23 protein-coding genes and 1 tRNA gene are annotated in these 23,391 nt (G+C 67.6%); 12 read left to right on the top strand and 12 right to left on the bottom strand.

What is annotated here, in order from left to right; translation table 11 throughout:
* Positions 1-380 precede the first annotated feature (380 nt).
* Positions 381-686 (top strand): LysR family transcriptional regulator, encoded by a 306-nt coding sequence (locus tag ACRXBZ_RS31795; RefSeq protein WP_433882181.1) that lies wholly within the window; start codon positions 381-383, stop codon positions 684-686.
* 114 nt (positions 687-800) lie between these two features.
* Here the strand turns inward: ACRXBZ_RS31795 and ACRXBZ_RS31790 are convergent, their stop codons facing one another.
* Positions 801-1,019: a hypothetical protein gene (locus tag ACRXBZ_RS31790; protein ID WP_433882180.1), complete on the bottom strand. Its 219-nt coding sequence runs from the start codon at positions 1,017-1,019 to the stop codon at positions 801-803.
* 159 nt (positions 1,020-1,178) lie between these two features.
* Here ACRXBZ_RS31790 and ACRXBZ_RS31785 point away from each other — a divergent pair, with 159 nt between their 5' ends.
* Both ACRXBZ_RS31785 and ACRXBZ_RS31780 read left to right on the top strand, forming a co-directional pair.
* Complete coding sequence (locus tag ACRXBZ_RS31785) at positions 1,179-1,940, top strand: GntR family transcriptional regulator (RefSeq protein WP_433882179.1); 762 nt, start codon at positions 1,179-1,181, stop codon at positions 1,938-1,940.
* Positions 1,941-1,954: 14 nt separating this feature from the next.
* Positions 1,955-2,251, top strand: a complete 297-nt coding sequence (locus tag ACRXBZ_RS31780) for a 4a-hydroxytetrahydrobiopterin dehydratase (RefSeq protein WP_433882178.1) — start codon at positions 1,955-1,957, stop codon at positions 2,249-2,251.
* A gap of 260 nt (positions 2,252-2,511) precedes the next feature.
* Here the strand turns inward: ACRXBZ_RS31780 and uvrB are convergent, their stop codons facing one another.
* The gene (gene uvrB / locus ACRXBZ_RS31775) at positions 2,512-4,668 is read right to left on the bottom strand and encodes an excinuclease ABC subunit UvrB (protein WP_433882177.1); all 2,157 of its coding nucleotides are present in this window, start codon (positions 4,666-4,668) and stop codon (positions 2,512-2,514) included.
* A 108-nt stretch (positions 4,669-4,776) separates the two neighbouring features.
* Between uvrB and ACRXBZ_RS31770 the strand changes: the two genes are divergently transcribed.
* From ACRXBZ_RS31770 to ACRXBZ_RS31760, 3 genes are all read left to right on the top strand, one after another.
* On the top strand, positions 4,777-5,208 hold the full coding sequence (locus tag ACRXBZ_RS31770) for an SPW repeat protein (RefSeq protein WP_433882176.1): 432 nt from the start codon (positions 4,777-4,779) through the stop codon (positions 5,206-5,208).
* 94 nt (positions 5,209-5,302) lie between these two features.
* Positions 5,303-5,899 (top strand): ribonuclease FAU-1 family protein, encoded by a 597-nt coding sequence (locus tag ACRXBZ_RS31765; RefSeq protein ID WP_433882175.1) that lies wholly within the window; start codon positions 5,303-5,305, stop codon positions 5,897-5,899.
* A gap of 85 nt (positions 5,900-5,984) precedes the next feature.
* Positions 5,985-6,512 (top strand): DUF402 domain-containing protein, encoded by a 528-nt coding sequence (locus tag ACRXBZ_RS31760; protein WP_433882174.1) that lies wholly within the window; start codon positions 5,985-5,987, stop codon positions 6,510-6,512.
* 165 nt (positions 6,513-6,677) lie between these two features.
* Here ACRXBZ_RS31760 and coaE read toward each other — a convergent pair whose 3' ends face one another.
* Both coaE and rpsA read right to left on the bottom strand, forming a co-directional pair.
* A complete protein-coding gene (coaE, locus tag ACRXBZ_RS31755) occupies positions 6,678-7,874 on the bottom strand; it encodes a dephospho-CoA kinase (protein ID WP_433882173.1) in 1,197 nt (398 codons plus the stop codon).
* 311 nt (positions 7,875-8,185) lie between these two features.
* Positions 8,186-9,688, bottom strand: a complete 1,503-nt coding sequence (rpsA, locus tag ACRXBZ_RS31750) for a 30S ribosomal protein S1 (RefSeq protein WP_433882172.1) — start codon at positions 9,686-9,688, stop codon at positions 8,186-8,188.
* 299 nt (positions 9,689-9,987) lie between these two features.
* Here rpsA and ACRXBZ_RS31745 point away from each other — a divergent pair, with 299 nt between their 5' ends.
* Complete coding sequence (locus ACRXBZ_RS31745; RefSeq protein ID WP_433882171.1) at positions 9,988-10,842, top strand: class I SAM-dependent methyltransferase; 855 nt, start codon at positions 9,988-9,990, stop codon at positions 10,840-10,842.
* A 142-nt stretch (positions 10,843-10,984) separates the two neighbouring features.
* Positions 10,985-11,917 carry a GNAT family N-acetyltransferase gene (locus ACRXBZ_RS31740; RefSeq protein ID WP_433882170.1) on the top strand — a complete coding sequence of 311 codons (933 nt, stop codon included), beginning with the start codon at positions 10,985-10,987 and terminating at the stop codon, positions 11,915-11,917.
* 164 nt (positions 11,918-12,081) lie between these two features.
* Here ACRXBZ_RS31740 and ACRXBZ_RS31735 read toward each other — a convergent pair whose 3' ends face one another.
* From ACRXBZ_RS31735 to polA, 3 genes are all read right to left on the bottom strand, one after another.
* A complete protein-coding gene (locus ACRXBZ_RS31735; RefSeq protein WP_433882169.1) occupies positions 12,082-13,539 on the bottom strand; it encodes a hypothetical protein in 1,458 nt (485 codons plus the stop codon).
* Positions 13,540-13,945: 406 nt separating this feature from the next.
* Positions 13,946-14,356: a VOC family protein gene (locus ACRXBZ_RS31730; protein ID WP_433882168.1), complete on the bottom strand. Its 411-nt coding sequence runs from the start codon at positions 14,354-14,356 to the stop codon at positions 13,946-13,948.
* Positions 14,357-14,612: 256 nt separating this feature from the next.
* The gene (polA, locus tag ACRXBZ_RS31725) at positions 14,613-17,303 is read right to left on the bottom strand and encodes a DNA polymerase I (protein WP_433882167.1); all 2,691 of its coding nucleotides are present in this window, start codon (positions 17,301-17,303) and stop codon (positions 14,613-14,615) included.
* Positions 17,304-17,394: 91 nt separating this feature from the next.
* Between polA and ACRXBZ_RS31720 the strand changes: the two genes are divergently transcribed.
* The gene (locus ACRXBZ_RS31720; RefSeq protein ID WP_433884035.1) at positions 17,395-17,817 is read left to right on the top strand and encodes a PaaI family thioesterase; all 423 of its coding nucleotides are present in this window, start codon (positions 17,395-17,397) and stop codon (positions 17,815-17,817) included.
* Between the two features lie 213 nt (positions 17,818-18,030).
* On the opposite strand, the gene ACRXBZ_RS31715 is transcribed toward ACRXBZ_RS31720, so the two are convergent.
* A complete protein-coding gene (locus tag ACRXBZ_RS31715) occupies positions 18,031-18,642 on the bottom strand; it encodes an ANTAR domain-containing response regulator (protein ID WP_433882166.1) in 612 nt (203 codons plus the stop codon).
* Positions 18,643-18,758: 116 nt separating this feature from the next.
* Positions 18,759-20,147: an amino acid permease gene (locus ACRXBZ_RS31710; RefSeq protein ID WP_433882165.1), complete on the bottom strand. Its 1,389-nt coding sequence runs from the start codon at positions 20,145-20,147 to the stop codon at positions 18,759-18,761.
* 162 nt (positions 20,148-20,309) lie between these two features.
* On the opposite strand from ACRXBZ_RS31710, the gene ACRXBZ_RS31705 reads away from it, so the two are divergent.
* Together ACRXBZ_RS31705 and ACRXBZ_RS31700 are read left to right on the top strand one after the other, a co-directional pair.
* Positions 20,310-20,383: transfer RNA gene (locus ACRXBZ_RS31705), tRNA-Leu, on the top strand.
* Between the two features lie 93 nt (positions 20,384-20,476).
* Complete coding sequence (locus tag ACRXBZ_RS31700; RefSeq protein ID WP_433882164.1) at positions 20,477-20,851, top strand: hypothetical protein; 375 nt, start codon at positions 20,477-20,479, stop codon at positions 20,849-20,851.
* 143 nt (positions 20,852-20,994) lie between these two features.
* On the opposite strand, the gene ACRXBZ_RS31695 is transcribed toward ACRXBZ_RS31700, so the two are convergent.
* Complete coding sequence (locus tag ACRXBZ_RS31695; protein ID WP_433882163.1) at positions 20,995-21,906, bottom strand: transposase; 912 nt, start codon at positions 21,904-21,906, stop codon at positions 20,995-20,997.
* On the opposite strand from ACRXBZ_RS31695, the gene ACRXBZ_RS31690 reads away from it, so the two are divergent.
* Positions 21,860-22,300 carry a group II intron maturase-specific domain-containing protein gene (locus ACRXBZ_RS31690; RefSeq protein WP_433882162.1) on the top strand — a complete coding sequence of 147 codons (441 nt, stop codon included), beginning with the start codon at positions 21,860-21,862 and terminating at the stop codon, positions 22,298-22,300. The genes ACRXBZ_RS31695 and ACRXBZ_RS31690 overlap by 47 nt on opposite strands.
* Here the strand turns inward: ACRXBZ_RS31690 and ACRXBZ_RS31685 are convergent.
* Both ACRXBZ_RS31685 and ACRXBZ_RS31680 read right to left on the bottom strand, forming a co-directional pair.
* The gene (locus tag ACRXBZ_RS31685) at positions 22,229-22,699 is read right to left on the bottom strand and encodes a hypothetical protein (RefSeq protein ID WP_433882161.1); all 471 of its coding nucleotides are present in this window, start codon (positions 22,697-22,699) and stop codon (positions 22,229-22,231) included. The genes ACRXBZ_RS31690 and ACRXBZ_RS31685 overlap by 72 nt on opposite strands.
* Before the next feature lie 29 nt (positions 22,700-22,728).
* Positions 22,729-23,379, bottom strand: coding sequence for a DNA-binding domain-containing protein (locus ACRXBZ_RS31680; protein ID WP_433882160.1), 651 nt, complete (start codon positions 23,377-23,379; stop codon positions 22,729-22,731).
* Positions 23,380-23,391: the final 12 nt, after the last annotated feature.

The raw sequence follows: 23,391 nt of genomic DNA, 5'->3' as shown, positions 1-23,391 counted from the left end.
AGCCAGCTGACGGAAGCGCCGGTGGCGCCAAATCGGACACCGGAGATCCTTCGGCCTTGACGCGGTCAGGCCGACGACCTTCGAGAACGGGAACCCGAAGCGGCAAGGCGGCGGTCATGCGCATCTCCGATCCGCGGCGGCCCGTTACTTACGTTCGACTACGAAAAGTAGGGACAAGACTAGCTCTTCTTACTTCTTATGGGTACCTCCTTTGCGGTGATCGGACGAGCGCTCTCGGGGAATTCCGTTACACAGCGCAACATCCTGCCGCGCAGGCAAGCGAACAATCAAGTCTTGGTGATTATCACCTCGAAGATCCGCCACCCAACCCGGCCGCGTTCGACCACACGATCGGCGTAGTAACCTGCCGATCGGTCGAAATGTTCCATCTGCGGTATTTCGTGGCGGTTGCGGAGAATCTGTCCTTCTCCACGGCCGCCCGGCAACTGCACATGGCGACCTCGGTGCTGAGCCAGCGGGTTCGGGACCTGGAACGCAACCTCGGTGCCGTGCTACTCGAGCAGGACTCGCACCATGTGCAGCTGACCAACGCCGGTACGGCGCTGCTGCCGATCGCCAAGGACGTGCTCGGCCGCTTCGACGACAGCCGCAACAGCAGCGCGAGGCGGCCAGCCCGCAGCGCGCCGACGTCTACATCGGCATCCCGCCCGGCCTGCATCAGATGAACACCCTGATCGTCGGCAAGTCCATCACCGGCCTCAGAGCCTTCGCCTGAGCCGCGAGCAGTTCAGCACCTGGCGTCCGGGGCAATCCGGACGCCAGGCCGTGCGGCCGCTAGCTCAGCTCCCGCCTGCCTCCTCCGAGCCGAATTGCGCCTGAGCTTTGGAAAGCACGGCCACCAACTTCTCCACTGCCTCGTCCGTGACGACCAGACTGAGTGCACCCATTCGTGTGCCGAACTCGATTTGCAGCTCGTCGGCGACCACCTGGTGCCGCATCGGGCAGTCCGGCTCAATCCGAACCCACGCGTCAACAGCAATTCCATGCTGAGTGAACATGCTGGCCTCTCTTCTTTGGTCCCACCCATCGCAATACTTAACACATACTAAGTGTTATGATCGATGATGTTCGACGTGGCAACGGAAGGTCAAGTATTTGGCTGATGTTCCACCTCTCGGGCTACCTTGATGCAGGCGTACACCGAGCTGGGAGCTCCTATGACGACACCTCCTGTATCGCGATACCAACAGGTCGCCGAGCAACTTCGGGAAGCCATCACGCGCGGGGACTACGTGCCGGGACAACGACTGCCCGGCACAGCGGTGTTGGCCGAGCAGTACGGCCTGAGCTATCCGACGATCAACAAGGCCATTCGTCTACTTGCCACCCAAGGACTTGTCACGGTCGAACATGGGCGTGGCACGACAGTGCGAGAGCGGCGTACCGTCACCCAGCTGACGCAGCGCTACGTGACTCGGCAGGGCGACGGCAAGCGAGGACATTGGACCACCGCGACGAAGCAGCAAGGTTTTACGGCATCGCAGGAAATCCGCGCTGTCGAGACGATCAGCCCGCCCACCGAAATCGCGGGATACCTGGAGCTGGACGACGATTCCGCAGTGATCGTGCGACGGCGGTTGCTGCGAGTTGACGGCGCCCCGGACCAACTCGCGGACAGCTACTACCCCGTCATCATCGCGGAAGGAACCGAACTCGCCGATCCGTCAACCAAGATGCGCGGCACGACCGTCACCGCCCTCGAACGGCTCGGATACGTGCTGCTGCGCTTCACCGAGCACCTGGAAGCCCGGATGCCTACCGCGGAGGAATACCGGCTGCTCGAAATGTCGCCGGGAACGCCCGTGCTGCGCCACATTCGTGTGACGTACGCGGAAGGCAACCAACCAGTTGAGGTCACCGAGACCATCATGACCGGCGACCGGCACGTCATGACCTACGAACTGCCCGCCCACCTGTAGCGAACGGAGCTTCCATGCCTGAGCTGCTAAGCGACAGCGCTGTGATCGGCGAACTGGATTCCTTGCCCGGCTGGACTCTCAATGGCACGTCACTATCCCGTACCTGGACCCTGAAGGGCTTCAACGGTGCCGTCCAACTGGCGAACGTCGTTGCGTGGATAGCGAATCAAGCCAAGCACCACCCCGACGTCTCGATCCACGACTACAACCAGGTAACCGTCACGACCACAACCCACGACGCAGGCGGAGTGACCGACAAAGACGTCGACCTCGCCCGCCGGATCAGCACCACCCTCGGCGAAAACGCCTGATCCGTCACCACCGATGCACCCCCGTCAACGCATGGCCTGGGCCCGGGAACTGTTCGGGGCAACGGGATCGTCCTCGACTACGAGGTCGCGAAGTTAACGCTATCGTCGCCGGCGGCGACATCGAATCCATCGCCGAGCGGGTGCAGGAGCACCTCCAGGCCGGTGCCGGCCACGTCTGCATGCAGGTGCCGACCGCCACCCCCGGTGCACCGCCACTACCGGAGTGGCGCGAGCTCGCGGCGCTCACGCAGGCATGACCGTCACTTGATGCCTGCGGCGTCCATGCCCCGGATTTCCTTCTTGAGGTCGTGGATCTCGTCGCGCAGCCGCGCGGCCAGCTCGAACTGCAACTCGCGGGCCGCGTTCATCATCTGGTCGTTGAGCTGCTGGACCAGGTCCGCCAGCTCGGCGCGCGGCATCGACTTGATGTCGCGGTCCGCCAGCAGCCCGGCGCTGGCCACGGCCTCCCCGGTCGGCTTCTTGCCGCGCGAGACGTTGCGGCCAGAACCGCCGACGGCGACCGACTCCTCGGTGTCCTCCGACTCGGAGTACACCCGGTCCAGGATGTCGGCGATCTTCTTGCGCAGCGGCTGCGGATCGATGCCGTGTTCTTCGTTGTAGGCCGTCTGCTTGGCGCGGCGCCGGTTGGTCTCGTCGATGGCGTGCTGCATCGAGTCGGTGATCCGGTCCGCGTACATGTGCACCTGGCCGGACACGTTCCGGGCCGCGCGGCCGATCGTCTGCACCAGGCTGGTGCCGGAGCGCAGGAAGCCCTCCTTGTCGGCGTCCAGGATCGACACCAGGGAGACCTCCGGCAGGTCCAGGCCCTCGCGCAGCAGGTTGATGCCGATCAGCACGTCGTACTCCCCCAGGCGTAGCTGCCGCAGCAGCTCGACCCGCCGCAGGGTGTCGACCTCGGAATGCAGGTACCGCACCCGGATGCCCAGTTCGAGCAGGTAGTCGGTGAGGTCCTCGGCCATCTTCTTGGTCAACGTGGTGACCAGCACCCGCTCGTCGCGGTCGGCGCGCTCCCGGATCTCGTGCACCAGGTCGTCGATCTGGCCCTCGGTGGGCTTGACGATCACCTCGGGGTCGATCAGCCCGGTCGGGCGGATCACCTGCTCGACGAACTCGCCGCCGGCCTGCGCCATCTCGTACGGTCCCGGCGTCGCCGACAGGTACACCGTCTGGCCGATCCGGTCGCTGAATTCCTCGAAGGTCAGCGGCCGGTTGTCCAGCGCGCTGGGCAGCCGGAAGCCGTGCTCGACCAGGGTCCGCTTGCGGGACGCGTCGCCCTCGTACATGCCGCCGATCTGCGGCACCGTGTAGTGCGACTCGTCGATGACCAGCAGGAAGTCGTCCGGGAAGTAGTCGATCAGCGTCGCCGGCGCCGAACCGGCCGGGCGGTCGTCGATGTGCCGGGAGTAGTTCTCGATGCCGGAGCAGAACCCGACCTGGCGCATCATCTCGATGTCGTACTGGGTGCGCATCCGCAGCCGCTGCGCCTCGAGCAGTTTGTTCTGCTTCTCCAGCTTGCCCAGCTGCTCCTCCAGCTCGGCCTCGATGCCGCGGATGGCCTTCTCCATCCGGTCCGGGCCGGCCACGTAGTGCGTCGCCGGGAAGATCCGCAGGTCGCGCACCTCGCGCACGATCTCGCCGGTCAGCGGGTGCAGATAGTGCAGCCGGTCGATCTCATCGCCGAAGAACTCCACGCGCACCGCGAGCTCCTCGTAAGCCGGGATGATCTCTACGGTGTCGCCGCGCACCCGGAAGGTGCCGCGGGCGAAGGCGATGTCGTTGCGGGTGTACTGCACATCCACCAGCGCGCGCAGGAATACGTCCCGGTCGATCTCGCCACCGATCTCCAGTGGGATGGACCGGTCCAGGTACGACTGCGGGGTGCCCAGGCCGTAGATGCAGGACACCGACGAGACGACCACGCAGTCGCGGCGGCTGAGCAGGTTCGACGTGGCGGAGTGACGCAACCGCTCGACGTCCTCATTGATCGACGAGTCCTTCTCGATGTAGGTGTCGGTCTGGGGGACGTACGCCTCGGGTTGGTAGTAGTCGTAGTAGCTGACGAAGTACTCGACGGCGTTGTCCGGGAAGAAGCCACGCAGTTCGTTGGCCATCTGGGCGGCCAGCGTCTTGTTCGGCTCCAGCACCAGGGTGGGCCGCTGGACGCGCTCGATCAGCCAGGCGGTGGTCGCCGACTTGCCGGTGCCGGTGGCGCCGAGCAGCACCACATCCTTCTCGCCGGAGTTGATCCGTCGCTCCAGGTCTTCGATCGCCTGCGGCTGGTCGCCAGCCGGCTCGTAGTCGCTGACCATGCGGAACCGGCCGTCGATCCGCGGGATGTCGCTGACCGGCCGGAACTCGGATTGGGCCAGGACGGGGTGCTCAGTCGCGAATGCCACGACAACCAATGTACGAGTCCGCCCCGACATAGTGCTGCGTCACGGGGTGCCCAAACGGCCACCAGGGCCGATAATGGATTACGTCACCCCAGTGCAGGAGGTGGTGTGATGTCGGGCAGCGCACCTATCGCTGGGCATCCGGATCTCACCGAGATGCGCCTGCGCTACGAGCGGGCCGCGGAAACTCCCACCGCTCAGGTGGCGGACGGCTTCACCGTACTCGGTGGCCTGTTCGTCGCATTGTCGCCGTGGATCACCGGCTTTCACGCAATGACGACGTCGTTGATGGTGAACAACCTGGTGACCGGTCTGACCGCGACCCTTCTCGGGCTCTCGTTCGCGGCCGCCTACCACCGCACGCACGGCATCGCCTGGACCGTACCGGTGCTGGGTGTGTGGACGATCGTGGCCGTGTTCGTGATGAGCGGAACCGCCGTCATGACCAGCAGCGTGCTGTGCAACGTGATCGGCGGCGCGGTCCTGATCCTCGCGGGTCTCGGCACGATGGCTCCGGCCTACGCCACCCGCGCAATGACCTGACCCCGACCGATCGGAGGTGAAGGATCACAAGTGGTGAAGGAATAGCGGGCGCGACGACCTTCGGACGTCGCGCCCGCCCGAATACAGTGGCAGGGTGACCACGCAGCGCGAGATCGCCGAACAGCTCGGCCTGCCCGTCCACCCGCCCAAGGTCGAGCTCTTCGATCTGGTCGCCAACACCAACACCGACCCCAAGGGTCACGTACGCACCGTGACGCGCTATGAGCGCCCGTCCTTCGGCCTGTACCTGGCCCGCCCGACCCCGGGGCACCCCCGCATCGCCGCCCTCGAATCCTGGCTGCTGCCAGAACTCGGGTTGCGCGTGACCCGCTGGTACTGGCACCCCGGGCACGAGGGCGACACGGACTTCTACCTCGACGTGGCGGACATCGAGCCGGGCGAACAACAGTGGCGGACGGTCGACCTCTACCTCGACATCGCGGTGCGGGACCGGCGCGCGGCGGAGCTGTTGGACGTCGACGAATTCGTGGTCGCCGTGCAGGCGGACCTGCTGGACGCGGAAACCGCGGAGCGCGCGATGCGGCGCGCATGCAACGCCGTCGACGGGCTCGCCCGGCACCGGTACGACCTGCCGAAGTGGTTGCGCGACAACGGGATCGAGCTGTCGTGGCGCGGGCAACCCGTCGAAGATCCCGCACCCGGCCAGCGGAGCCTACCGCCATCCCGGTGACAGTCCGCGCACGCACCGAATCGATACTCGACGGGCTCCGAAAAGTTACGTTAAATAACGGTGCTGTCGATCTTCGGAGCCGGTTTTGCCATTACTGTCTGAAGCCGTGACCGCTGCGTTTTCTCCCCAATTGGTTGAAGTTATCGACGTCTTCAGCTCGCAGCGCAGGCAACCTTCCGGCAGCGTCGCGCAGTTGGAGGTCTGCCACGTCGAACGCTGGGGACTCGCAGTGGAGTGTCCGACGCCGGAGGCCCCGGACCACGACGCCGAGATCACCTGGCTGCTGCCCGACCTCGGGCTGCGGCTGACCCGCTACCGCCCGCGCCGCAGGCACTCCCGCCCGGGGCCGAGCATGCTCACCGCGGTCCACATCGAGCGCGAGACCCGGTCGTGGACGATGACCGACCTGCTGCTCGGCCTGGAGGTCGGGGACCGCGGCCGCGCGCGGATCACCCACGCCACCGAGTTCGCCGCAGCGGTGGGAAACGGCCTGATCCGGCTCAGCGAGGCCGACTACGCGCTGCGCACGGTGCACCGCACGCTGGACGAAGTCACCCGCCACCGAGACATCAACCAATGGCTCGCCCACCGGGGCATCTTCCAGCTCTGGTGAGGGCCCGTGAGTACTTTCGGGTGCTATAGCCCCCAAAAGTACTCACGGACCGAGGCGGCTGCCGCAGGGGGCCGGTCAGCGGGCGCCCAACCCGGTGCTGGGCGACGGGAGCGAGCCGCACCTGCTGCCAGCCGACTGGCGGGAGGTGCTCGTCATCTCGGAAGATCAGTCGCTCGGCGACCAGCCGGTCCGGTCGGCCCAGTGCCAAGCCTTGCGGAGCCCGGTTTCGAACCACGGTTCCTTCGCGGCGGCGTAGGCGTCGTGGTTCGGGTCGTTCGCGTGCTCGGCCGAGACCTTGCGCTTGAGGGCGAGGTATTCCGCGCGGGCCGTTTCGTCGGCGCGGAGCCAGGCCGGGAACACCAGCGCGACGCGTTGGCTCGCGGAACCGTCGACTCGGACGTGCAGATTCGCGTAGCGGCCTGGATCGGCCGAGAGATGTATCCGCTTCTTCCACTGCATTGGATCCGGGGCGAAGGAGTGCGGGGTGTCGCCGCGGATCTCCGGCAACAGTGGGAAACCGGCCTCGCCCAGCGGTTCGGCGAGCGCATCCGCGTCGTCCAGCGACCGCACCGTCAGCTGCAGGTCGATGACGTCCTTCGCGGGCAGGCCGGGCACCGAGGTCGAGCCGATGTGGTCGATCCGCACCGCCTTGTCGCCCGCCGCCCGCTCGATCCGGGCGATCAGCCGTCGGGCCTGCCGCGGCCACTCCGGGTCCGGCTCGACCAGAAGCGGCGCGCGCTTCGGCGGTCGCCGCCGCAGCCGGACGTTCTCCTCGAACGGCACCAGCCGGTCCTGCCACAGCGCATCGACCTGGGCATTGATCTCCTCGACCGAACCGCTGTTGTCCAGCCAGACGTCCGCGACCTCGCGCCGCTGCTCGTCGGTGGCCTGCGCGGCGATGCGGGCGCGCGCGTCGTCCTCCGCCAGACCGCGGTCGATCAGCCGCCGCATCCGGACCGGTTCCGGCGCACCGACGATGACCACCAGGTGGTAGTTCGCCGCGTAACCGGCCTCGACCAGCAGCGGAACGTCGTGCACGACGACCGCGTCCGTGGGTGCCTGCGCGATCCGCGCGGCCGTCAGTTCGCGGATCTTGGGGTGCGTGATCGCGTTGAGGTCGGCGCGGGCGTCGCTGTCGCTGAAGACCTTCGCCGCCAACGCCGGCCGGTTCAGCGCGCCGTCGGAGTCCAGGATGTCGTCCCCGAACCGCTCGACGAGCTCGGTCAGCCCTGGAGTGCCCGGCCGCACGACCTCCCTGGCCAGCACGTCGGAGTCGACGAGCACCGCGCCGCGCGCCACCAACCGCCGAGCCACCGTCGACTTCCCCGAACCGATCCCACCGCTGAGTCCCATCAACAACACAGAGCCCATCCTGCCAGCGAGACAGGACAACCCGATGCACCCCTGGGAGCAAAATCCCCGCGCGCACTTTTCGGCGCGATAGAGGCTGCTCGGGAACTCGCTGTGCGACGGGTGGTGCACCTGGCATCGCTGGCGCGAAGGGAACGGCCCCTTCCCGCCAATAGACGGCACAAACGGCCGTTCGCCTCACACCCATCACGGGTTATCCAGCGCCGCCACATCGAACGAGCCTGGAGCTCCCCGAAAACGGAGAACGGCCCCGCACCTCGGAAGGTGCGGGGCCGTGGTGCCTCAGCCGTTAGGCGTCAGACTCACGCACCGCCGGAGAGCTTCTCCCGCAGCGCCGCCAGCTGCGCGTCGCTGGCCAGCGAGCCGCTGTCCTGCTCGTCGGCCGAACCCGACGAGTAGTTGCCGCCGCCGCTGGTCGACTCCTCGCCGCCACCGGCCGCGGCGGCCGCAGCGGCCTCCGCGTCGGCCTGGCGGGCCTTGGTGATCTGGGCGATGTGCTTCTCGAAGCGCGTGTGGGCCTCGGCGTACTGCCGCTCCCATTCCTCACGCTGCTTCTCGTAGCCCTCGGTCCACTCCTGGGTCTCCACGTCGAAGCCCTCGGGGTAGATGTAGTTGCCCTCGTTGTCGTACTCGGCGGCCATCCCGTACTGGGTGGGGTCGAACTCCGAGTCGGGGCTGAAGCCCTCGTTGGCCTGCTTCAGCGACAGCGAGATCCGGCGACGCTCCAGGTCGATGTCGATGACCTTGATCATCACCTCGTCGCCGACCTGGACGACCTGCTCCGGGATCTCCACGTGGCGCTCTGCCAGCTCGGAGATGTGCACCAGGCCCTCGATGCCCTCGTCGACGCGGACGAACGCACCGAAGGGCACGAGCTTGGTGACCTTGCCCGGCACGATCTGGCCGATCGCGTGGGTGCGGGCGAACTGGCGCCACGGGTCTTCCTGGGTGGCCTTCAGCGACAGCGACACGCGCTCGCGGTCCATGTCCACGTCGAGGACCTCGACGGTGACTTCCTGGCCGACCTCGACGACCTCGCTCGGGTGGTCGATGTGCTTCCAGGACAGCTCCGAGACGTGCACCAGACCGTCAACACCACCGAGGTCGACGAACGCACCGAAGTTGACGATGGAGGACACGACGCCCTTGCGGACCTGGCCCTTCTGCAGCTGGTTGAGGAACTCGCTGCGGACCTCGGACTGGGTCTGCTCCAGCCAGGCGCGGCGGGACAGGACCACGTTATTGCGGTTCTTGTCCAGCTCGATGATCTTGGCCTCGAGTTCGCGGCCCACGTAGGGCTGCAGGTCGCGGACGCGGCGCATCTCGACCAGGGAGGCCGGCAGGAAGCCGCGCAGCCCGATGTCGAGGATGAGGCCGCCCTTGACGACCTCGATGACGGTGCCGCGCACGGGCTCGTCCTTCTCCTTGAGCTCCTCGATGGTGCCCCAGGCGCGCTCGTACTGGGCGCGCTTCTTGGAGAGGATCAGCCGGCCTTCCTTGTCCTCCTTCTGGAGAACAAGCGCCTCGACGAAGTCGCCGACGGTGACGACCTCGGCGGGGTCGACGTCGTGCTTGATCGACAGCTCGCGGGAGGGGATGACGCCCTCGGTCTTGTAGCCGATGTCAAGCAGCACCTCGTCGCGATCGACCTTGACGATGGTGCCCTCAACAATGTCCCCATCGTTGAAGTACTTGATGGTCTGGTCGACGGCGGCGAGGAAGTCCTCCTCCGTCCCGACGTCGTTCACTGCGACCTGCGGCTTGGTGGCGGCTGCAGTCGGGACGGTGGTGGTGTCGGTGGACATCAGGTGGGTTGCTCCGGTGCGGATAGTTTGGTCGCTGGATCTACATTGTTGCCGCGCCCCAGGTGTCCGGCCAGGGCCAGCTGACTTGCTGGACCAGGAAGTTCGACTTCTCCGGCAGACCTCCTCGGCCGGTGCGACCCGGCAGGGAAGAGCCGCCGACAGAAGACCCACGGCGCGGGCGGTATCGTACGCGCTTTCTCGATCGCCGGGCAAACCGCGGTACGCCTTGACGACCGGTCGGCTCCGGGCGACGACAATGCACACGTCCGAGCAATACCCACTATCGGCAGGGGGAATCCTTGACACGAGCCGACGAGCCGGAGAACGACGGGCTCCAGCGTATCTCGGCGGAGCACTTGTTGGGCACGGTCGGTGTGAGCAAACGCACTGTCGATGCGGCGGAATCCCGGGGCGCGAGCCGGTTGTGGTGGGACGCCGACGCCGACGACTACCAAGCCGAACACGGCGCATTCCTCGGCGACAGCGATTTCATGTGGTGCCCGGAGCGGCTGCGCGAGCAGGACGCCGGGCTGCTCGGCGACGTCCGGGGCAAGCGGGTGCTGGAGGTCGGCTGCGGCGCGGCCTCGTGCTCGCGGTGGCTGGCCGACCAGGGCGCACATCCCGTCGGACTGGACATCTCGGCCGGGATGTTGCGCCACGCCGTCGCGGGCGGTGAGCGCAGCGGGACCGCCGTGCCGCTGGTGCAGGCCAGCGCGGACTGCCTGCCGTTCGCCGACGATTCCTTCGACCTGGCCTGCTCGGCGTTCGGCGGCGTGCCGTTCGTGGCCGATGCCGGAGCGGTGTTCCGGGAGGTCGCGCGGGTGCTGCGGCCGGGCGGCCGGTGGGTTTTCGCGGTGACGCACCCGATGCGGTGGGTCTTCCCCGACGATCCGGGGCCGACCGGGCTGACCGCGACCCACTCCTACTTCGACCACACCCCGTACGTGGAGATCGACGCCGACGGCCGGGCCACCTACGTGGAGCACCACCGCACGCTCGGCGACTACGTCCGCCAGTTGGCCGCCGCCGGGTTGCATCTGGTCGATCTCGTCGAACCTGAGTGGCCGGAGGGGCACACTCAGACGTGGGGGCAGTGGAGCCCGCTGCGCGGACGCCTCTTCCCTGGCACCGCGATCTTCGTCTGCCACCGCTGAGTGGGCGCGCAGGGCGAGCACGTCGCCGGGAACGGAGCGAGCGGCGATTTCGCGCGAAATCGCCGCCGCCCACGCCTACCAAGTGCCGATTTCGCGCGAAATCGCCGACCACCACAGTCCGCGCGAGCGTTGAGGAGATGTCGTGGCGAGTGCACAGGAATTGATGCGGGCCCAGTTCGCGCGGTTCGCCGCGCTGGATCCGCAACTGCCAGCCACCCACCACCTGCCGTCCGACGGCGAGGCGATCGTGGCCCGCACCGGCGGCGGCGGGACGGCGGTCGCGCTCGTAGCGCGCAACACCAATCCGCCGGGGTCGGCGCAGAGCCTCTGGCAGGCCGGTGAGGTGTTCGAACTCTTCCCGATCGTCGGCGAGCAGCCGCAGGCGGGCATGGACGCGCTGCTGGGGGCCTGGCGCGAGTGGCTGGCGGCGCACGCCTCGCCTGGCCCGAACTCGTCCTGCATGGTCGTGTGGCCGAGCCGGGACGCCGCCGCGACCAGGGCGTTCCTGGATCACGGCTTCGTTCCGTTGTCCTGCTTGGCCGTGCGCCCGACTTCGCCGGTCGCATATACGAAACTACCTGGTACCGTAAAAATACGGCGCGCCGGACCAGCCGACGTGGACGCCGTCGTCGAGCTCACGCTTTCCGAGCTCGAATACGCCGCCCTGGTCGGCACATCGGCGTACCGACCCGATGCTCCGCAGCTGAAGCGGACCGCTGCGCACGTGCGCCTGCACTCCAGCGATCCCGTGTGGCTGGCGGAGCAGGACGGAACTCCGGTCGCGGTAGCGGAGTGCGGCTGGGTGGACACCGCTAAGTCCCCCGGCAGCTACCGGCTCCGGTCCGGCACGTGGGCGTACGTCAACTGCGTGTCGGTGCAGGAGAAGCTCCGCGGAACCGGCGTCGGCCAACAACTGATGGCAACGGCGCACAACGAGTTCGCTCGCGCCGGAGCCGTCGGCAGCTTCCTGTACTACAACCCGCCCAACCCGTTGTCCTCGGTGTTCTGGCCCCGTCAGGGCTACCGGCCGCTGTGGACGATGTGGGAGGTGCGCCCGGCCACCGCGCTGCGCTGACACTCGCCGCGGCTGGCGCACGGCCGTGCGAGTCGAGGAGTTCGGCGTGGAAATCGTCGCCACTGCTGTCCCTCTGGGCTCTTGTCCCCAGACTCCGCGTGGCGGTGCGGGTGGCCCTGCTGCGAGAACGAAGGCCCAGAACCGAGTGCTGCAGGCGGCCTGGCCTAGCTGGGCCAGGTGAGGATTTCGCCGGTGCGGCGGTGCGACACCGCGTGGGGTCCCCCGGACTCGACACGCGCGGTCGCACCGCCCGTCGGGCGATCCACTCCGGGCTTTCCCCACTGGCCGGCCCCGGCGAGGAAGATCCGCCGGGAGCAGAGCAGATCCCGCAGCGACAGCAGCACGCACAGCTCGTAGACGACGCGTTCGATGCGCCCCTCCTTGTCCACGACTGCGTCCTGCCACTCCGGCGGCACCACATCGTCCAGCGGGATGTTCTGGTCGAAGTCGTAGAACCGGCCACGCCCCCAGCACGTGGTGTAGTCGCTGACCAGCTCGCCGAGCGCTGCCATGACCGGCCAGCAGCCCAGGTCCCGGCAGCGGAACTCCAGGCCCGCCAGCAGGAGCTTGATGATCTGCTGGTAGTAAGCGGAGTACGTGCCGCGGAGCACCTTTCGCTTGCGCCGGGCTCGCACGGCGTCGCGGGCTTCGCTGTCGCGCGTCAGCTTCCTGAGCTCCTGCTCGCTGGCGATCGGGTACAGCACTGTCCGCACTGTGTCGTCGGGACGATCCAGGGCGGCCCGGGCCAGTTCGAGCAGGAGCACGTCCCGCGCCTGTCTCGGCCACGCGGCGTCGGCGGCCTCCTGGCCGAGCCGGTGCTCCGCCCGTACCCGGATCTGGTGCAGCAGGCCGACCAGCACCCGGCCGAGTAAATCGGTGATCTCCTTGCGCCGCACCGAGCACAGCGCGCTCAACAGGGTCACGCGGACCGCTCGTGGATGCGCCCTGAGCTCCGCGGAACCCGCGCTGGCCGCCCGCGCGCACCACGCCTCCACGAGTTCCGCCGGAACGTCGTCGAAGAGATCGGACGGCAGGCGCAAGGCCTGCACCGCAGTCTGCTTGCCGATCTCCTTGAGGAGCGCGCCCAGCCAGACGTGGTCGGCGTTGCTCTCCTCCAACTTGACCAGCAGGTCGGTCGGCAACCCCAACGCCTGCAGCGACATGAGGCTTTCGATCTCCAGGAGCAATTTCTTCAGGTTCATCGACCCCACCTCGGATCGCAGTTCGGCGAGCGACCATTCCTGGCGCTCCTCCGAACCCGCGAGCAAGGTTTCCAACTGGTCCGCCGAATCGCCCATTCGATCCGCGATGCTGTGGCACAGCAGCATTTCGAAGTCCTGCAGCGCGCGACTCGCCACCTGCCGGGCCAGGTTCGGCTCCGGCGGCTCAACCTCCTTCGCGCGGCAGTGCGCGATCAGCGCGGTGGCCAACTTGTCCCGGCCCAGCCCCGCCCGGCCCGTCTCGTCGGTCAGCCACGCCAACCACTGCCGCTCATCGCCCAGGTCCACCGGGCACCTGAGCACATCAACTATCTGCCCCTGGAGGAGCTCAACCGTGTCCTTCGTGAACTCCGAGGCGGCCAAATCCACCTTCACAGTTCCCCCACCCCATGCCAGCAGCACGGAATTGTCCCCAATGAGCGGAACCGTAGTACTCAGGTGCAAAACACGAATGAGCGAATACGCATACGAAGCTCCCGTGGCGCAGAGCGACAAGAACCTGACGTCCCCTCGCGTTTTCGGGGCACTCCCAGCGCAGCTTTCGGGGCCGCGGCCGAGCAACGCCCGATCGACCTCCGCCAGCCCGATGCCGGCCGCGCGCAACGCCTTCAGCCGGACCGCCAGCTCCGGCTGGCTCGCCGTGTCACACCGGTAGTTCGACCACGGGTCCACCGCGGCCGGCTTCAGCAGACCCTGCTTGTCGCAGACCCCGCAGCGCCTTCGCGCTCAGGCCGGTCAGCTGCGCGAAATCCCCAATGCCGAGCATGGATCCAGTCTGGACTTGGCCCCAGCGGCAGAGTCCAATCCGCTAATCGGCGGGAGACACCTCGGCGGGCTCGTCGTAACGGGCGATCTCGATCAGGTTGCCGTCCGGGTCACGCAGGTACAGCGAGGTGATCGAGCCCTCCGCGCCGATCCGGCTGACCGGGCCTTCCTCGATGCGCACCTCGTTGGCGCGCAGGTGCTCCTGGACCTCGGAGAGCGCGTTGGCCGTGACGAAGCACAGGTTGGCCGAACCGGGCACCGGGTGTGTCGCGGTCGGCTCCACCAGTTCGCTGGCCGCGTGCAACTTGATCGTCTGCCGGCCGAAGCTCACCGCTCGGCGCTCACCTGGGAAAGCCACCGGCGTCATGCCGAGGATCTGCTCGTAGAACTCCACTGCCCGATCGACATCGGCGACGGTGAGGACCAGGTGGTCCACTCTGTCGATGCTGATCATGCTCCTCCTCGGGGTTGACGCGGAAGCGGATTCGGGGGTGTCCGCGCCTCACCGTTGCCGGGCCCGCACGCAAGCGTCCGGGCCTGGCAACGCGTACGGCAGGCTATAGGCACCGATCCAAAGCGCGTTCGGGCGGGGCCACCCGACGGTGATGTCCGCCATTCAAAAGGGTTGCACCGACCCGACTCCGATGAGTGACCACTTCGTGACTGCCCCGCAACGCAATTTCAACGGTTCCCGCCGAATTCGGCGGACCTCAGTGCGCGGCGGCGTCCCAGGAGCGGCCGACGCCGACGGATACCTCCAGCGGCACGTCCAGCTGGTAGGCCGAACCCATCTGCTCGCGCACCAGGCGCTCCACCTCGGCCCGCTCGTCGGCGGCGACCTCGATGATCAGTTCGTCGTGCACCTGCAGCAGCATCCGCGAACACATGTCGTTGTCCCGCAACGCCCGGTGCACGCCCAGCATCGCGACCTTGATGATGTCGGCCGCGCTGCCCTGGATCGGCGCATTGAGCGCCATCCGCTCCGCCATCTCCCGCCGCTGCCGGTTGTCGCTGGTCAGGTCCGGCAGGTAGCGGCGGCGTCCCAGGATCGTCGAGGTGTAGCCGTCCTTGCGCGCCTGGTCCACGACCTCCCGCAGGTAGTCGCGGACGCGGCCGAAGCGAGCGAAGTAGGCGTCCATCTGTGCCTTCGCATCCTCGGCGGAGATTCGCAGCTGCTGCGCCAACCCGTAGGCCGACAGGCCGTAGGCCAGCCCGTAGGACATCGCCTTGACCCGGCGACGCAGCTCCTGGCCGACCTCGCCGATCGGCACCCCGAAGGCCCGGGAGGCGACGTAGTTGTGCAGGTCCTCGCCGGTGCGGAAGGCCTCGATGAGCCCCTCGTCGCCGGAGAGGTGCGCCATGATGCGCATCTCGATCTGGCTGTAGTCGGCGGTCATCAGCTCGGCGTAACCGTCGCCGACGACGAAGACCTCCCGGATCCGGCGGCCCTCCTCGGTGCGGATCGGGATGTTCTGCAGGTTCGGGTCCGTCGAGGACAGCCTGCCGGTCGCCGCGATGGTCTGGTTCAGCGTGGTATGGATCCGCCCGTCGTCCGAAATGGACTTCACCAGACCGTCCACAGTGGTCTTCAGCCGGGTGGCGTCGCGGTGCTCCAGCAGGTGCCGCAGGAACGGGTGCTCGGTCTTCTCGTACAGCGTCTGCAGCGCCTCGGCGTCGGTGGTGTAACCGGTCTTGGTGCGCTTGGTCTTCGGCATGTCCAGCTCGTCGAAGAGCACCACCTGCAGCTGCTTCGGCGAGCCGAGGTTGATCTCCTTGCCGATCACGCCGTAGGCGTCCTGCGCGGCCTGCTTGACCCGGGCCGCGAAGCGCGCACCCAGCTCGGCCAGCTGCTCCGAGTCGACCGCGATGCCCGCACCCTCCAGCTTGCTGAGCACCACCAGCAGCGGCAGCTCCAGGTCGGTGAGCAGCCCGCGGCTGTCGATGCGGTCCAGCTCCGCGTCCAGCGCGTCGGCCAGCTCGGCCACCGCGCGCGCCTTCACCAGCTCGTTCGAGGCGGCCTTCTCCTTGGTCTCCGCCTCGTCCTCCAACAGCGACAGTTGCCCGTCGTCGTCGCCTTGCTCCTCGCGCAGCTCGCGCTGCAGGTAGCGGACCACGAGGTCCGGCAGCTCGAAGGACCGCTGCCCGGGCCGCACCAGGTAGGCCGCCAGTGCGGTGTCGCTGGTCAGGCCCGCCATCGTCCAGCCTCGGTCGCGGATGGCGTGCAGCGGCCCCTTGACGTCGTGCGCCGTCTTCGTCGTCGCCGGGTCCGCCAGCCAGGCCGCCAGCGCCTGCTCGTCTTCCGGGGTCAGGGCCGTGACGTCGACGAACGCCCCGTTGCCGTCGGCGGTGGCCAGTGCGATACCGGTCAGGTCGCCGTGCCCCCGGGCCCACTGCCCGGTGAAGGCCAGCCCCACCCGGTTGCCGTTGCGGGCGTGCTTGTCCAGCCACCCCGCCAGCTGGCCGGGCTGCACGACGCCGCCGGAGATCTCGAAGCCCTCCTCGACCTCCGGCTCGGCGCTGGACAGCGTCGCGAACAGCCGGTCGCGCAGCACCCGGAACTCCAGGTCGTCGAACAGCCGGTGCACCGCGTCGCGGTCCCAGGCCCGCACCGCCAGCTCGGCCGGCGTCGACTCCAACGGGACGTCGCGGACCAGCTCGGTCAGCTGCCGGTTGAGCAGCACCGACGCCAGGTGCTCGCGCAGCGCATCGCCGACCTTGCCCCTGACCTCGTCGACCCGGTCCACCAGTTCGGCCAGCGACCCGAACTGCTGGATCCACTTGGTGACGGTCTTCTCCCCAACCCCCGGGATCTTCGGCAGGTTGTCCGACGGGTCGCCGCGTAGCGCCGCGAAGTCCGGGTACTGCTCCGGAGTCAGGCCGTACTTGTCCTCGACGGCCTGCGGCGTGAAGCGGGTGAGCTCCGAAACGCCCTTCGTCGGGTACAGCACGGTGACGTCGTCGGTGACCAACTGCAGCGCGTCCCGGTCACCGGTACAGATCGAGACCTTGAAGTCCGCCGCGGTGGCCTGCGTGGTCAGCGTCGCGATGACGTCGTCGGCCTCGTAGTTCTCCTTGCTCAGCACCGGGATGTTCAGCGCGCCGAGGACGTCCTGGATCAGGCTGACCTGGCCGCGGAACTCGTCCGGCGTGGCGCTGCGGTTGGCCTTGTACTCGGTGAAGGTCTCGCTGCGGAAGGTCTTGCGGGAGACGTCGAAGGCGACCGCGAGGTGCGTGGGCTGCTCGTCACGGAGCAGGTTGATCAGCATCGAGGTGAAGCCGTAGACCGCGTTGGTGTGCTGGCCCGTGCCGGTCTGGAAGTTCTCCTTCGGGAGGGCGTAGAAGGCGCGGTAGGCCATCGAGTGGCCGTCGATGAGCAGCAGACGTCGGTCCTCGGAATGCATCACGGCGGCGAGTCTAGGCTGAAGCTCCGACAGCTTGTACCCGAGGCGACGGGAGGGCCCAGGCGTGACTTCGCTTAACGACGGTGAGGCGATGACCAGCGACAACGACCGGTTTGGCGCGGTGATGAACGACGCCGGCGAGCAGCTCACCGAGCGGATGGGCATCGAAATCGTCGAATGGGACCCCGATCGGGTGGTCGCCACGATGCCGGTCGCGGGCAACCGCCAGCCCTACGGTCTGCTGCACGGCGGCGCGAACGCGGTGCTGGCCGAGACCCTCGGCTCCATCGCCGCCGCCCTGCACGCGGGCGCGGACCGGATCGCGGTCGGGCTGGAGCTGTCCTGCACCCACCACCGCGCGGCCACCGAGGGCGTGGTCACCGGCGTCGCGACGCCCGTGCACCGGGGCCGCTCGACGGCCACCTTCGACATCGTGATCACGGACGATAAGGATCGGCGCACCTGCTCGGCGCGGCTGACCTGCGTCCTGCGCGACCAACCCCCGGGACAGTGACGCCGTCACCCGCGGAAACTGTCCAGCAACAGCCTTAACGCGGGCCCCGCCGGGCACGGCGGCACCACCAGCGACTCGCGGGGCGGAACCGGAGTCGGCGCCGGAGGAGATCCAGGACCGGTACGACGTGCACTTCACCGGCGTGGGACGCCGCCGGTCATCGTTGAGCTTCCGAGCGTGGGCCGCTGACGGGCGGCCCACGCCGGGGGCGAACTACGAGAGGTTCTCCAGCACCGCCTGGGCGACTGCCTTCATCGTGGTGCGGCGGTCCATCGCGGTCCGCTGCAGCCAGCGGAACGACTCGGGCTCGGAGAGGTTGTGCTTGTTCATCAGCAGGCCCTTGGCCCGCTCGATGGTCTTGCGCGCCTCCAGACGCTCGGTCAGGTCGGCGACCTCCGCCTCCAGCGCCTGCACCTCGGTGAACCGGGACACCGCCAATTCGATGGCCGGCACCAGGTCGCGCTTGGCGAACGGCTTCACCAGGTAGGCCATCGCGCCCGCGTCCCGCGCCCGCTCGACGAGGTCGCGCTGGCTGAAAGCCGTCAGGATCACCACCGGCGCGATCCGCTCGCCGGCGATGTTGGAGGCGGCCTCGATGCCGTCCATCTTCGGCATCTTGACGTCCAGGATCACCAGGTCCGGACGCAGCTCCTCGGCGAGCCGGACGGCCTCCTGCCCGTCCTCGGCCTCGCCGACGACCTGGTAACCCTCCTCGCGGAGCATCTCCACCAGGTCAAGCCTGATCAGCGCCTCGTCCTCGGCCACGAGTACGCGACGTTCGACGGGCTTAGCCTCCCGTGTGTCCTCGGCAGCCGGCGTCGTCACCGGGATCCTCCAAAACTCGGGTCCGCCGATGCGGTCTGCATCGGAAACCGCAGCTTACCGGCTACAACTTCACACCGAGGTAAACACGGGACGTGACCATTGCGACATCAGGTCGATCAAGCCTTCGCCACCCGCCGCACGAACAGCACGTAGATCAGCAGGATCCCGGCGAGGCTGACCAAACTCAGCGTGAGCTGCGAACGGACCTCCTCGATGGCACCCATGGCGACCACCACCACGACGATCACGACCAACGTGGCCCAGGTCAAGTAGGGGAAAAGCCACATCTTCAACTTCAGCCGCTCCGGCGCCTCCTGCTCCAACCGCCGGCGCATCCGGAGCTGCGAGAGCGCGATCATCCCGTAGATGAACAGCGCGACCGCCCCGGCGGAGTTGATAATGAAGTAGAAGATCGTGTCCGGCGAGACGTAACTTGCCGCAACAGCAACGTAACCGACCAGTGTGGACAGCAGGATCGCCTTCCACGGCACGCCGCGGCGATTGATGTCGCGCACCCAGCTCGGCGCGAAACCCCGCCGCTGCAAGGCGAAGAGCATCCGGGAGGCCGTGTAAAGCCCGGAGTTGAGCACCGAGATCACAGCGGTGAACACGACCACGTTCACCACGACCTCAGCAGCGGGCAACCCGAACCGGGTGAAGGCCGCGGCGTACGGGCTGCCTTCGGTGGGGATCTCCTGCCACGGCGTGATCATGACCAGCAGGGTCACCGAACCGACATAGAACAGCAGCACCCGCCACACGACCGCCTTGGTCGCCTTGGCCACCGCCCGCTCCGGCTCATTCGACTCCGCGGACACGATGGTCACGATCTCCGTGCCAAAGTAGGAGAAGACCACGATGACCACGCCGTGCAGCACGGCGAAGCCGCCGTTGGCGACGAACCCGTCGAGCGCGATGTTGCCGACCGAGAACTCGGCGCCCGGCCAGAGTCCGAGCACGAAGACCGTCCCGCACACCAGGAAGATCACGATCGTGATGACCTTGATGGACGCCAGCCAGAACTCGGTCTCGCCGAACGACCGCACCGAAACGAGGTTCGTGGCGGTGAGCAACAGCATAAGCAACAGCGAGATGACCCACTGCGGCACGACGGGCACCAACGGGTTGAGCAACTCGGCGCCGACGACGGCCTCGAAGGCGACCACGCCGACCCAGTAGTACCAGTACAACCAGCCGATGGTGAACCCCGCCCAGTTGCCCAACGAGCTCCGCGCGTACTCCATGAACGACCCGAGCGTCGGTGCCGCGGTCGCCATCTCGCCGAGCATCCGCATCACGAGCACGACGATCAATCCGCCGACGGCGTACGACAGCACGGCCGCGGGCCCGACGGTGGAGATCACCGCCCCGCTACCGATGAACAGGCTGGCGCCGATGATGCCGCCGAGCGCGATCATCTGGAGGTGGCGGTTCTTCAGGCTCCGCCGCAGCCCGGCGTCCTCGGCACCGCCTGCAGCGGACTCGACCTTGGTTTCGTCGACCATCGCGACCCCCCGTGTTCGACCAGGCACCCGGAGTAGACGCTGTGAACCTAACTCGCGAAGATCGCCACCACCAAGGTCCCGAACCGGGATAAACCACGCGATGACGCGAGGCACACCCTGACGGAAGCGGTTGATCACGAGTCGCGTATGCTGATCGGGCAAGCCCCCGTAGCCCAATCGGCAGAGGCAGCGGACTCAAAATCCGTCCAGTGTGCGTTCGAGTCGCACCGGGGGCACCGATCAGTGCAGGTCAGCCTACATGCGGCTGAGCCTGTCATCTGGCGTACCATGGGTCACCCATCCTAAACCCATCTTTTTGGGAGATGATCATGGCTCGCCCTCCACTTCCGCTAGGCACCTGGGGCTCGATCCGGATCCACGGCAGAGTCGACGGCGAGTGGGTCCCCAAGGCGGAGATCCCCGCCGGGACGAAGATCACCAGTTGGCGCGCCATGGCCAAGTACCGGGCGCATGACGGCGTCACCCGACAAATGGAGCGCCGAAGCAGCAGCGAAACGAAGGCACGGCGGAGTCTGCGCGAAGCGCTCGGCAAGCTAGTCAGCCAGCAGACCGCACTCGACTCCGGCACGCGCTTCAAGGATGCCGCAGCGCTTTACCTCGACCAGATCCAGACTCGCCGGCGAGGCACCACATACGACCGTTACAAGGGAAGACTAGCCCTGACTTTTCATGGCGGTCGGTGAGCGGGTGAGGGGGTTGGGTTTTGCTGTGGTGGGGCTGGTTTTCGCGGCCTGGGCGTGATGGTTGCCCGGCTGTCGGGCCGGGTGGCCGGGGGTTCCACGGGCCCCGGGGTCTTTCTTGGGTCGTAGGGGCGGGTTGGCGCTGGTTAGGGTGCTTGTGGCAGGGCGGTGATGCGCTGCCAGGCGCTCTCGATCTGGGTGGCGCAGGGCCAGGTGCGGGGAATTTTGAGTCGTCGTCGGCGGCCGCCGCGGACGAGGCGGGCCGCGGTGTGCAGGATGCGGTAGCGCAACGTTTTCGGCTCGGCTTTGGCCAGAGCGCCGTCGAGGGCGAGGAGTTTGAGCCAGGAGAGCAGGATGGCGGCGGTCATGGAGGTGGTCAGCCAGGCGGTGTTGATCGCGAAGTCGTGGGAGGGGAATCGGCCCAGGCCGGTGTCCTTGCCGGTGCGGATGCAGTCCTCCACCCGGGCGTGCACCCGGTGCGCGGCGTCGATGTACTGCGACTGCCCCAGCCACCCCTTCGTGGTCTCGGGACGGTTGGTGACCCACAGCGTGTAGCGCCACCCGTCTTGGGTTTCGAACAGGGTCAGCTGCGCCCCAGGATGGGGACGTTCGCGACGCGCGAACACCCGCATCTTCTCCGGCCAGGCGGAGAGTTGGTCGCCGCCTGGTCCCTGCCGCAGCAGCCCGGTCAGCTCGGCCACGTGGGCCTGCTCGACCCAGCAGCGGGCGTGTGTGCACCGGGGGTTGTCGCAGGCGTCCTCGGCGCGTCGCTCACGCAGTTGCCCGCGCGGCCCGATCGCCTGCACCCACGCCCGCTCGGGCACCAGCCGGATCGCGGTCTTCTCCCGCTCGGTCAGCGCCCACCCCACCGAGTAGATGAGCTGGTATCCGCGCCGGGACGCGAGCTTGTCCAGATGTGCGATGAGCTCGTGACTGGCGCCGGCACCGTCCACAGTGACCATCAACCGCCTCCGAAACTGTTGTGGCAGCGCGGCAATCGCACTATCGGTGATGGCGATGTGGTCCTCGGCTGAGCCGAAGGAAGCCAAGACCCGCATAGTGCAGCTCCAGGTGGGGGAGCCGGGGTTTGATTTCCTCGGGTTTCATCACCGATTGGTGCGCAGTCAGGGTCGTCGCGGGACCGGCAAGGGCATTGTGTTCCTCGCCCGTTGGCCCACGAGCAAGGCTATGCAGCACGCCCGTGACCGCATTCGTGAGCTCACGGAGCGGCGCAGGACACTGCTGCGTGTTGAGGTGATCGTGGAGGACGTCAACCGTTTCCTCCGTGGATGGGCCGCCTATTTCAAGTACGGGAACTCGGCCCGACACTTCGACAAGATCATGGGGTTCGCGCGGATAGGTCAGGAGCACTTTCTGTGTTCAGGCACACCGCAACACAACCGACCCACATGTAGGGTCGAGGGCTGGCGCGGTGGCAGATCCTGGCAGTAGGTCACGAAGCCGTTGGCACCACCCGGTTTCCCGTTGGTTGTTCTTCTTCGTGTCCGTGGCCAGGGTGCTCCAATGCGGATCGTTGATCTGTGCCCATTCCGCCGCATCGTCACCGGTCTCACGGGCGAACGCGATCCCGTCGGCGGCGCCCTGCCGAGCCCATCGACCGTAGGGGCCGCGGCCGATCTCGGTCCATGCCTGTAGCCACTCGGCCGCCTGGTCGGTGGTGATGCGGCCGTAGTCGCAGCCGTGGGTGAGCATCGCGCATTCGCGGAATCCCGCCCGCCAAGCATGCCGGGGACTGGCGTCAAACGCGGTGTCGCCCGCGATCTCCCTACTGAACTCCGGGGCGCCGGGCAGATCGGCCAGCACGTCGGCGGCGCCCCCAGCCAGCGGCAAGGCCCGAAACGCGCTGCGGCGGCAGAGTTTCAAACCTCCGTAGACCGGCTGGCCACGTCGATCGCCGCCGTAAAGTACGGACGGCCGATCGGCAGCCGATGCCGCTCGTCGACCACAATCACGTCCACCGGGGTGTGATCAACCTGGACCTGCTCCAACAGCCCGGAAATCTCCGGCGGGACACCACCGGCCGACCGCCGCGACCGTGCCGCATCGGCGCCTTCTCGCGCTGACACTGACTTCACTGGGTCCAGCTGCGCGATCCGGCGCAACACCGTTCCTCGTGAGGGCACCCGCAGGCCACGAACCCGGCACCTGCGTGCGATCTCCCTGCACACGGCCGCCACCGAGCGGCGCTGCCGGGTCAGGTATCGAGTCCGCAGGATCTCACGCACGATCGCCTCGACCTCGTCCGGCAACCGGCCGTTGCCCCGGCCGCCGCTGGACCGGCCCAGCAGGAGATCAGACACCACGCCTTCACCCGCACGCCACCGCCCGACCAGCACATACACCTGACGTCGGGACACCCCCAGTTCGGCCGCGGCCTCGTCGGCGGCCGCCAGGCCCACCGTGGATTTCTCCGCCAGCCGGCCGATCACCTCGGCCCGCCGCACTGCGGCATCCCACACCGGGCCGGGAGCGGTCAGCACGCCGCGTTCGACCGCTGGACTCTCGACCAACCGGCAACCCCC

Source organism: Saccharopolyspora hattusasensis (assembly GCF_050972075.1).
In the GTDB taxonomy this organism is placed as follows: domain Bacteria; phylum Actinomycetota; class Actinomycetes; order Mycobacteriales; family Pseudonocardiaceae; genus Saccharopolyspora; species Saccharopolyspora hattusasensis.
This window is presented reverse-complemented; position numbering and strand designations above follow the sequence as displayed.

What these genes read in the sequence shown, in the direction of transcription:
- ACRXBZ_RS31710 (WP_433882165.1), bottom strand. Translation starts at nt 20,147, where the DNA reads ATGGTCGACGAAACCAAGGTCGAGTCCGCTGCAGGCGGTGCCGAGGAC.
- ACRXBZ_RS31690 (WP_433882162.1), top strand. Translation starts at nt 21,860, where the DNA reads ATGGCGATGTGGTCCTCGGCTGAGCCGAAGGAAGCCAAGACCCGCATA.
- ACRXBZ_RS31790 (WP_433882180.1), bottom strand. Translation starts at nt 1,019, where the DNA reads ATGTTCACTCAGCATGGAATTGCTGTTGACGCGTGGGTTCGGATTGAG.
- ACRXBZ_RS31695 (WP_433882163.1), bottom strand. Translation starts at nt 21,906, where the DNA reads ATGCGGGTCTTGGCTTCCTTCGGCTCAGCCGAGGACCACATCGCCATC.
- ACRXBZ_RS31795 (WP_433882181.1), top strand. Translation starts at nt 381, where the DNA reads ATGTTCCATCTGCGGTATTTCGTGGCGGTTGCGGAGAATCTGTCCTTC.
- ACRXBZ_RS31720 (WP_433884035.1), top strand. Translation starts at nt 17,395, where the DNA reads ATGACCAGCGACAACGACCGGTTTGGCGCGGTGATGAACGACGCCGGC.
- polA (WP_433882167.1), bottom strand. Translation starts at nt 17,303, where the DNA reads ATGCATTCCGAGGACCGACGTCTGCTGCTCATCGACGGCCACTCGATG.
- rpsA (WP_433882172.1), bottom strand. Translation starts at nt 9,688, where the DNA reads ATGTCCACCGACACCACCACCGTCCCGACTGCAGCCGCCACCAAGCCG.
- ACRXBZ_RS31785 (WP_433882179.1), top strand. Translation starts at nt 1,179, where the DNA reads ATGACGACACCTCCTGTATCGCGATACCAACAGGTCGCCGAGCAACTT.
- ACRXBZ_RS31730 (WP_433882168.1), bottom strand. Translation starts at nt 14,356, where the DNA reads ATGATCAGCATCGACAGAGTGGACCACCTGGTCCTCACCGTCGCCGAT.
- ACRXBZ_RS31700 (WP_433882164.1), top strand. Translation starts at nt 20,477, where the DNA reads ATGGCTCGCCCTCCACTTCCGCTAGGCACCTGGGGCTCGATCCGGATC.
- ACRXBZ_RS31770 (WP_433882176.1), top strand. Translation starts at nt 4,777, where the DNA reads ATGTCGGGCAGCGCACCTATCGCTGGGCATCCGGATCTCACCGAGATG.
- ACRXBZ_RS31780 (WP_433882178.1), top strand. Translation starts at nt 1,955, where the DNA reads ATGCCTGAGCTGCTAAGCGACAGCGCTGTGATCGGCGAACTGGATTCC.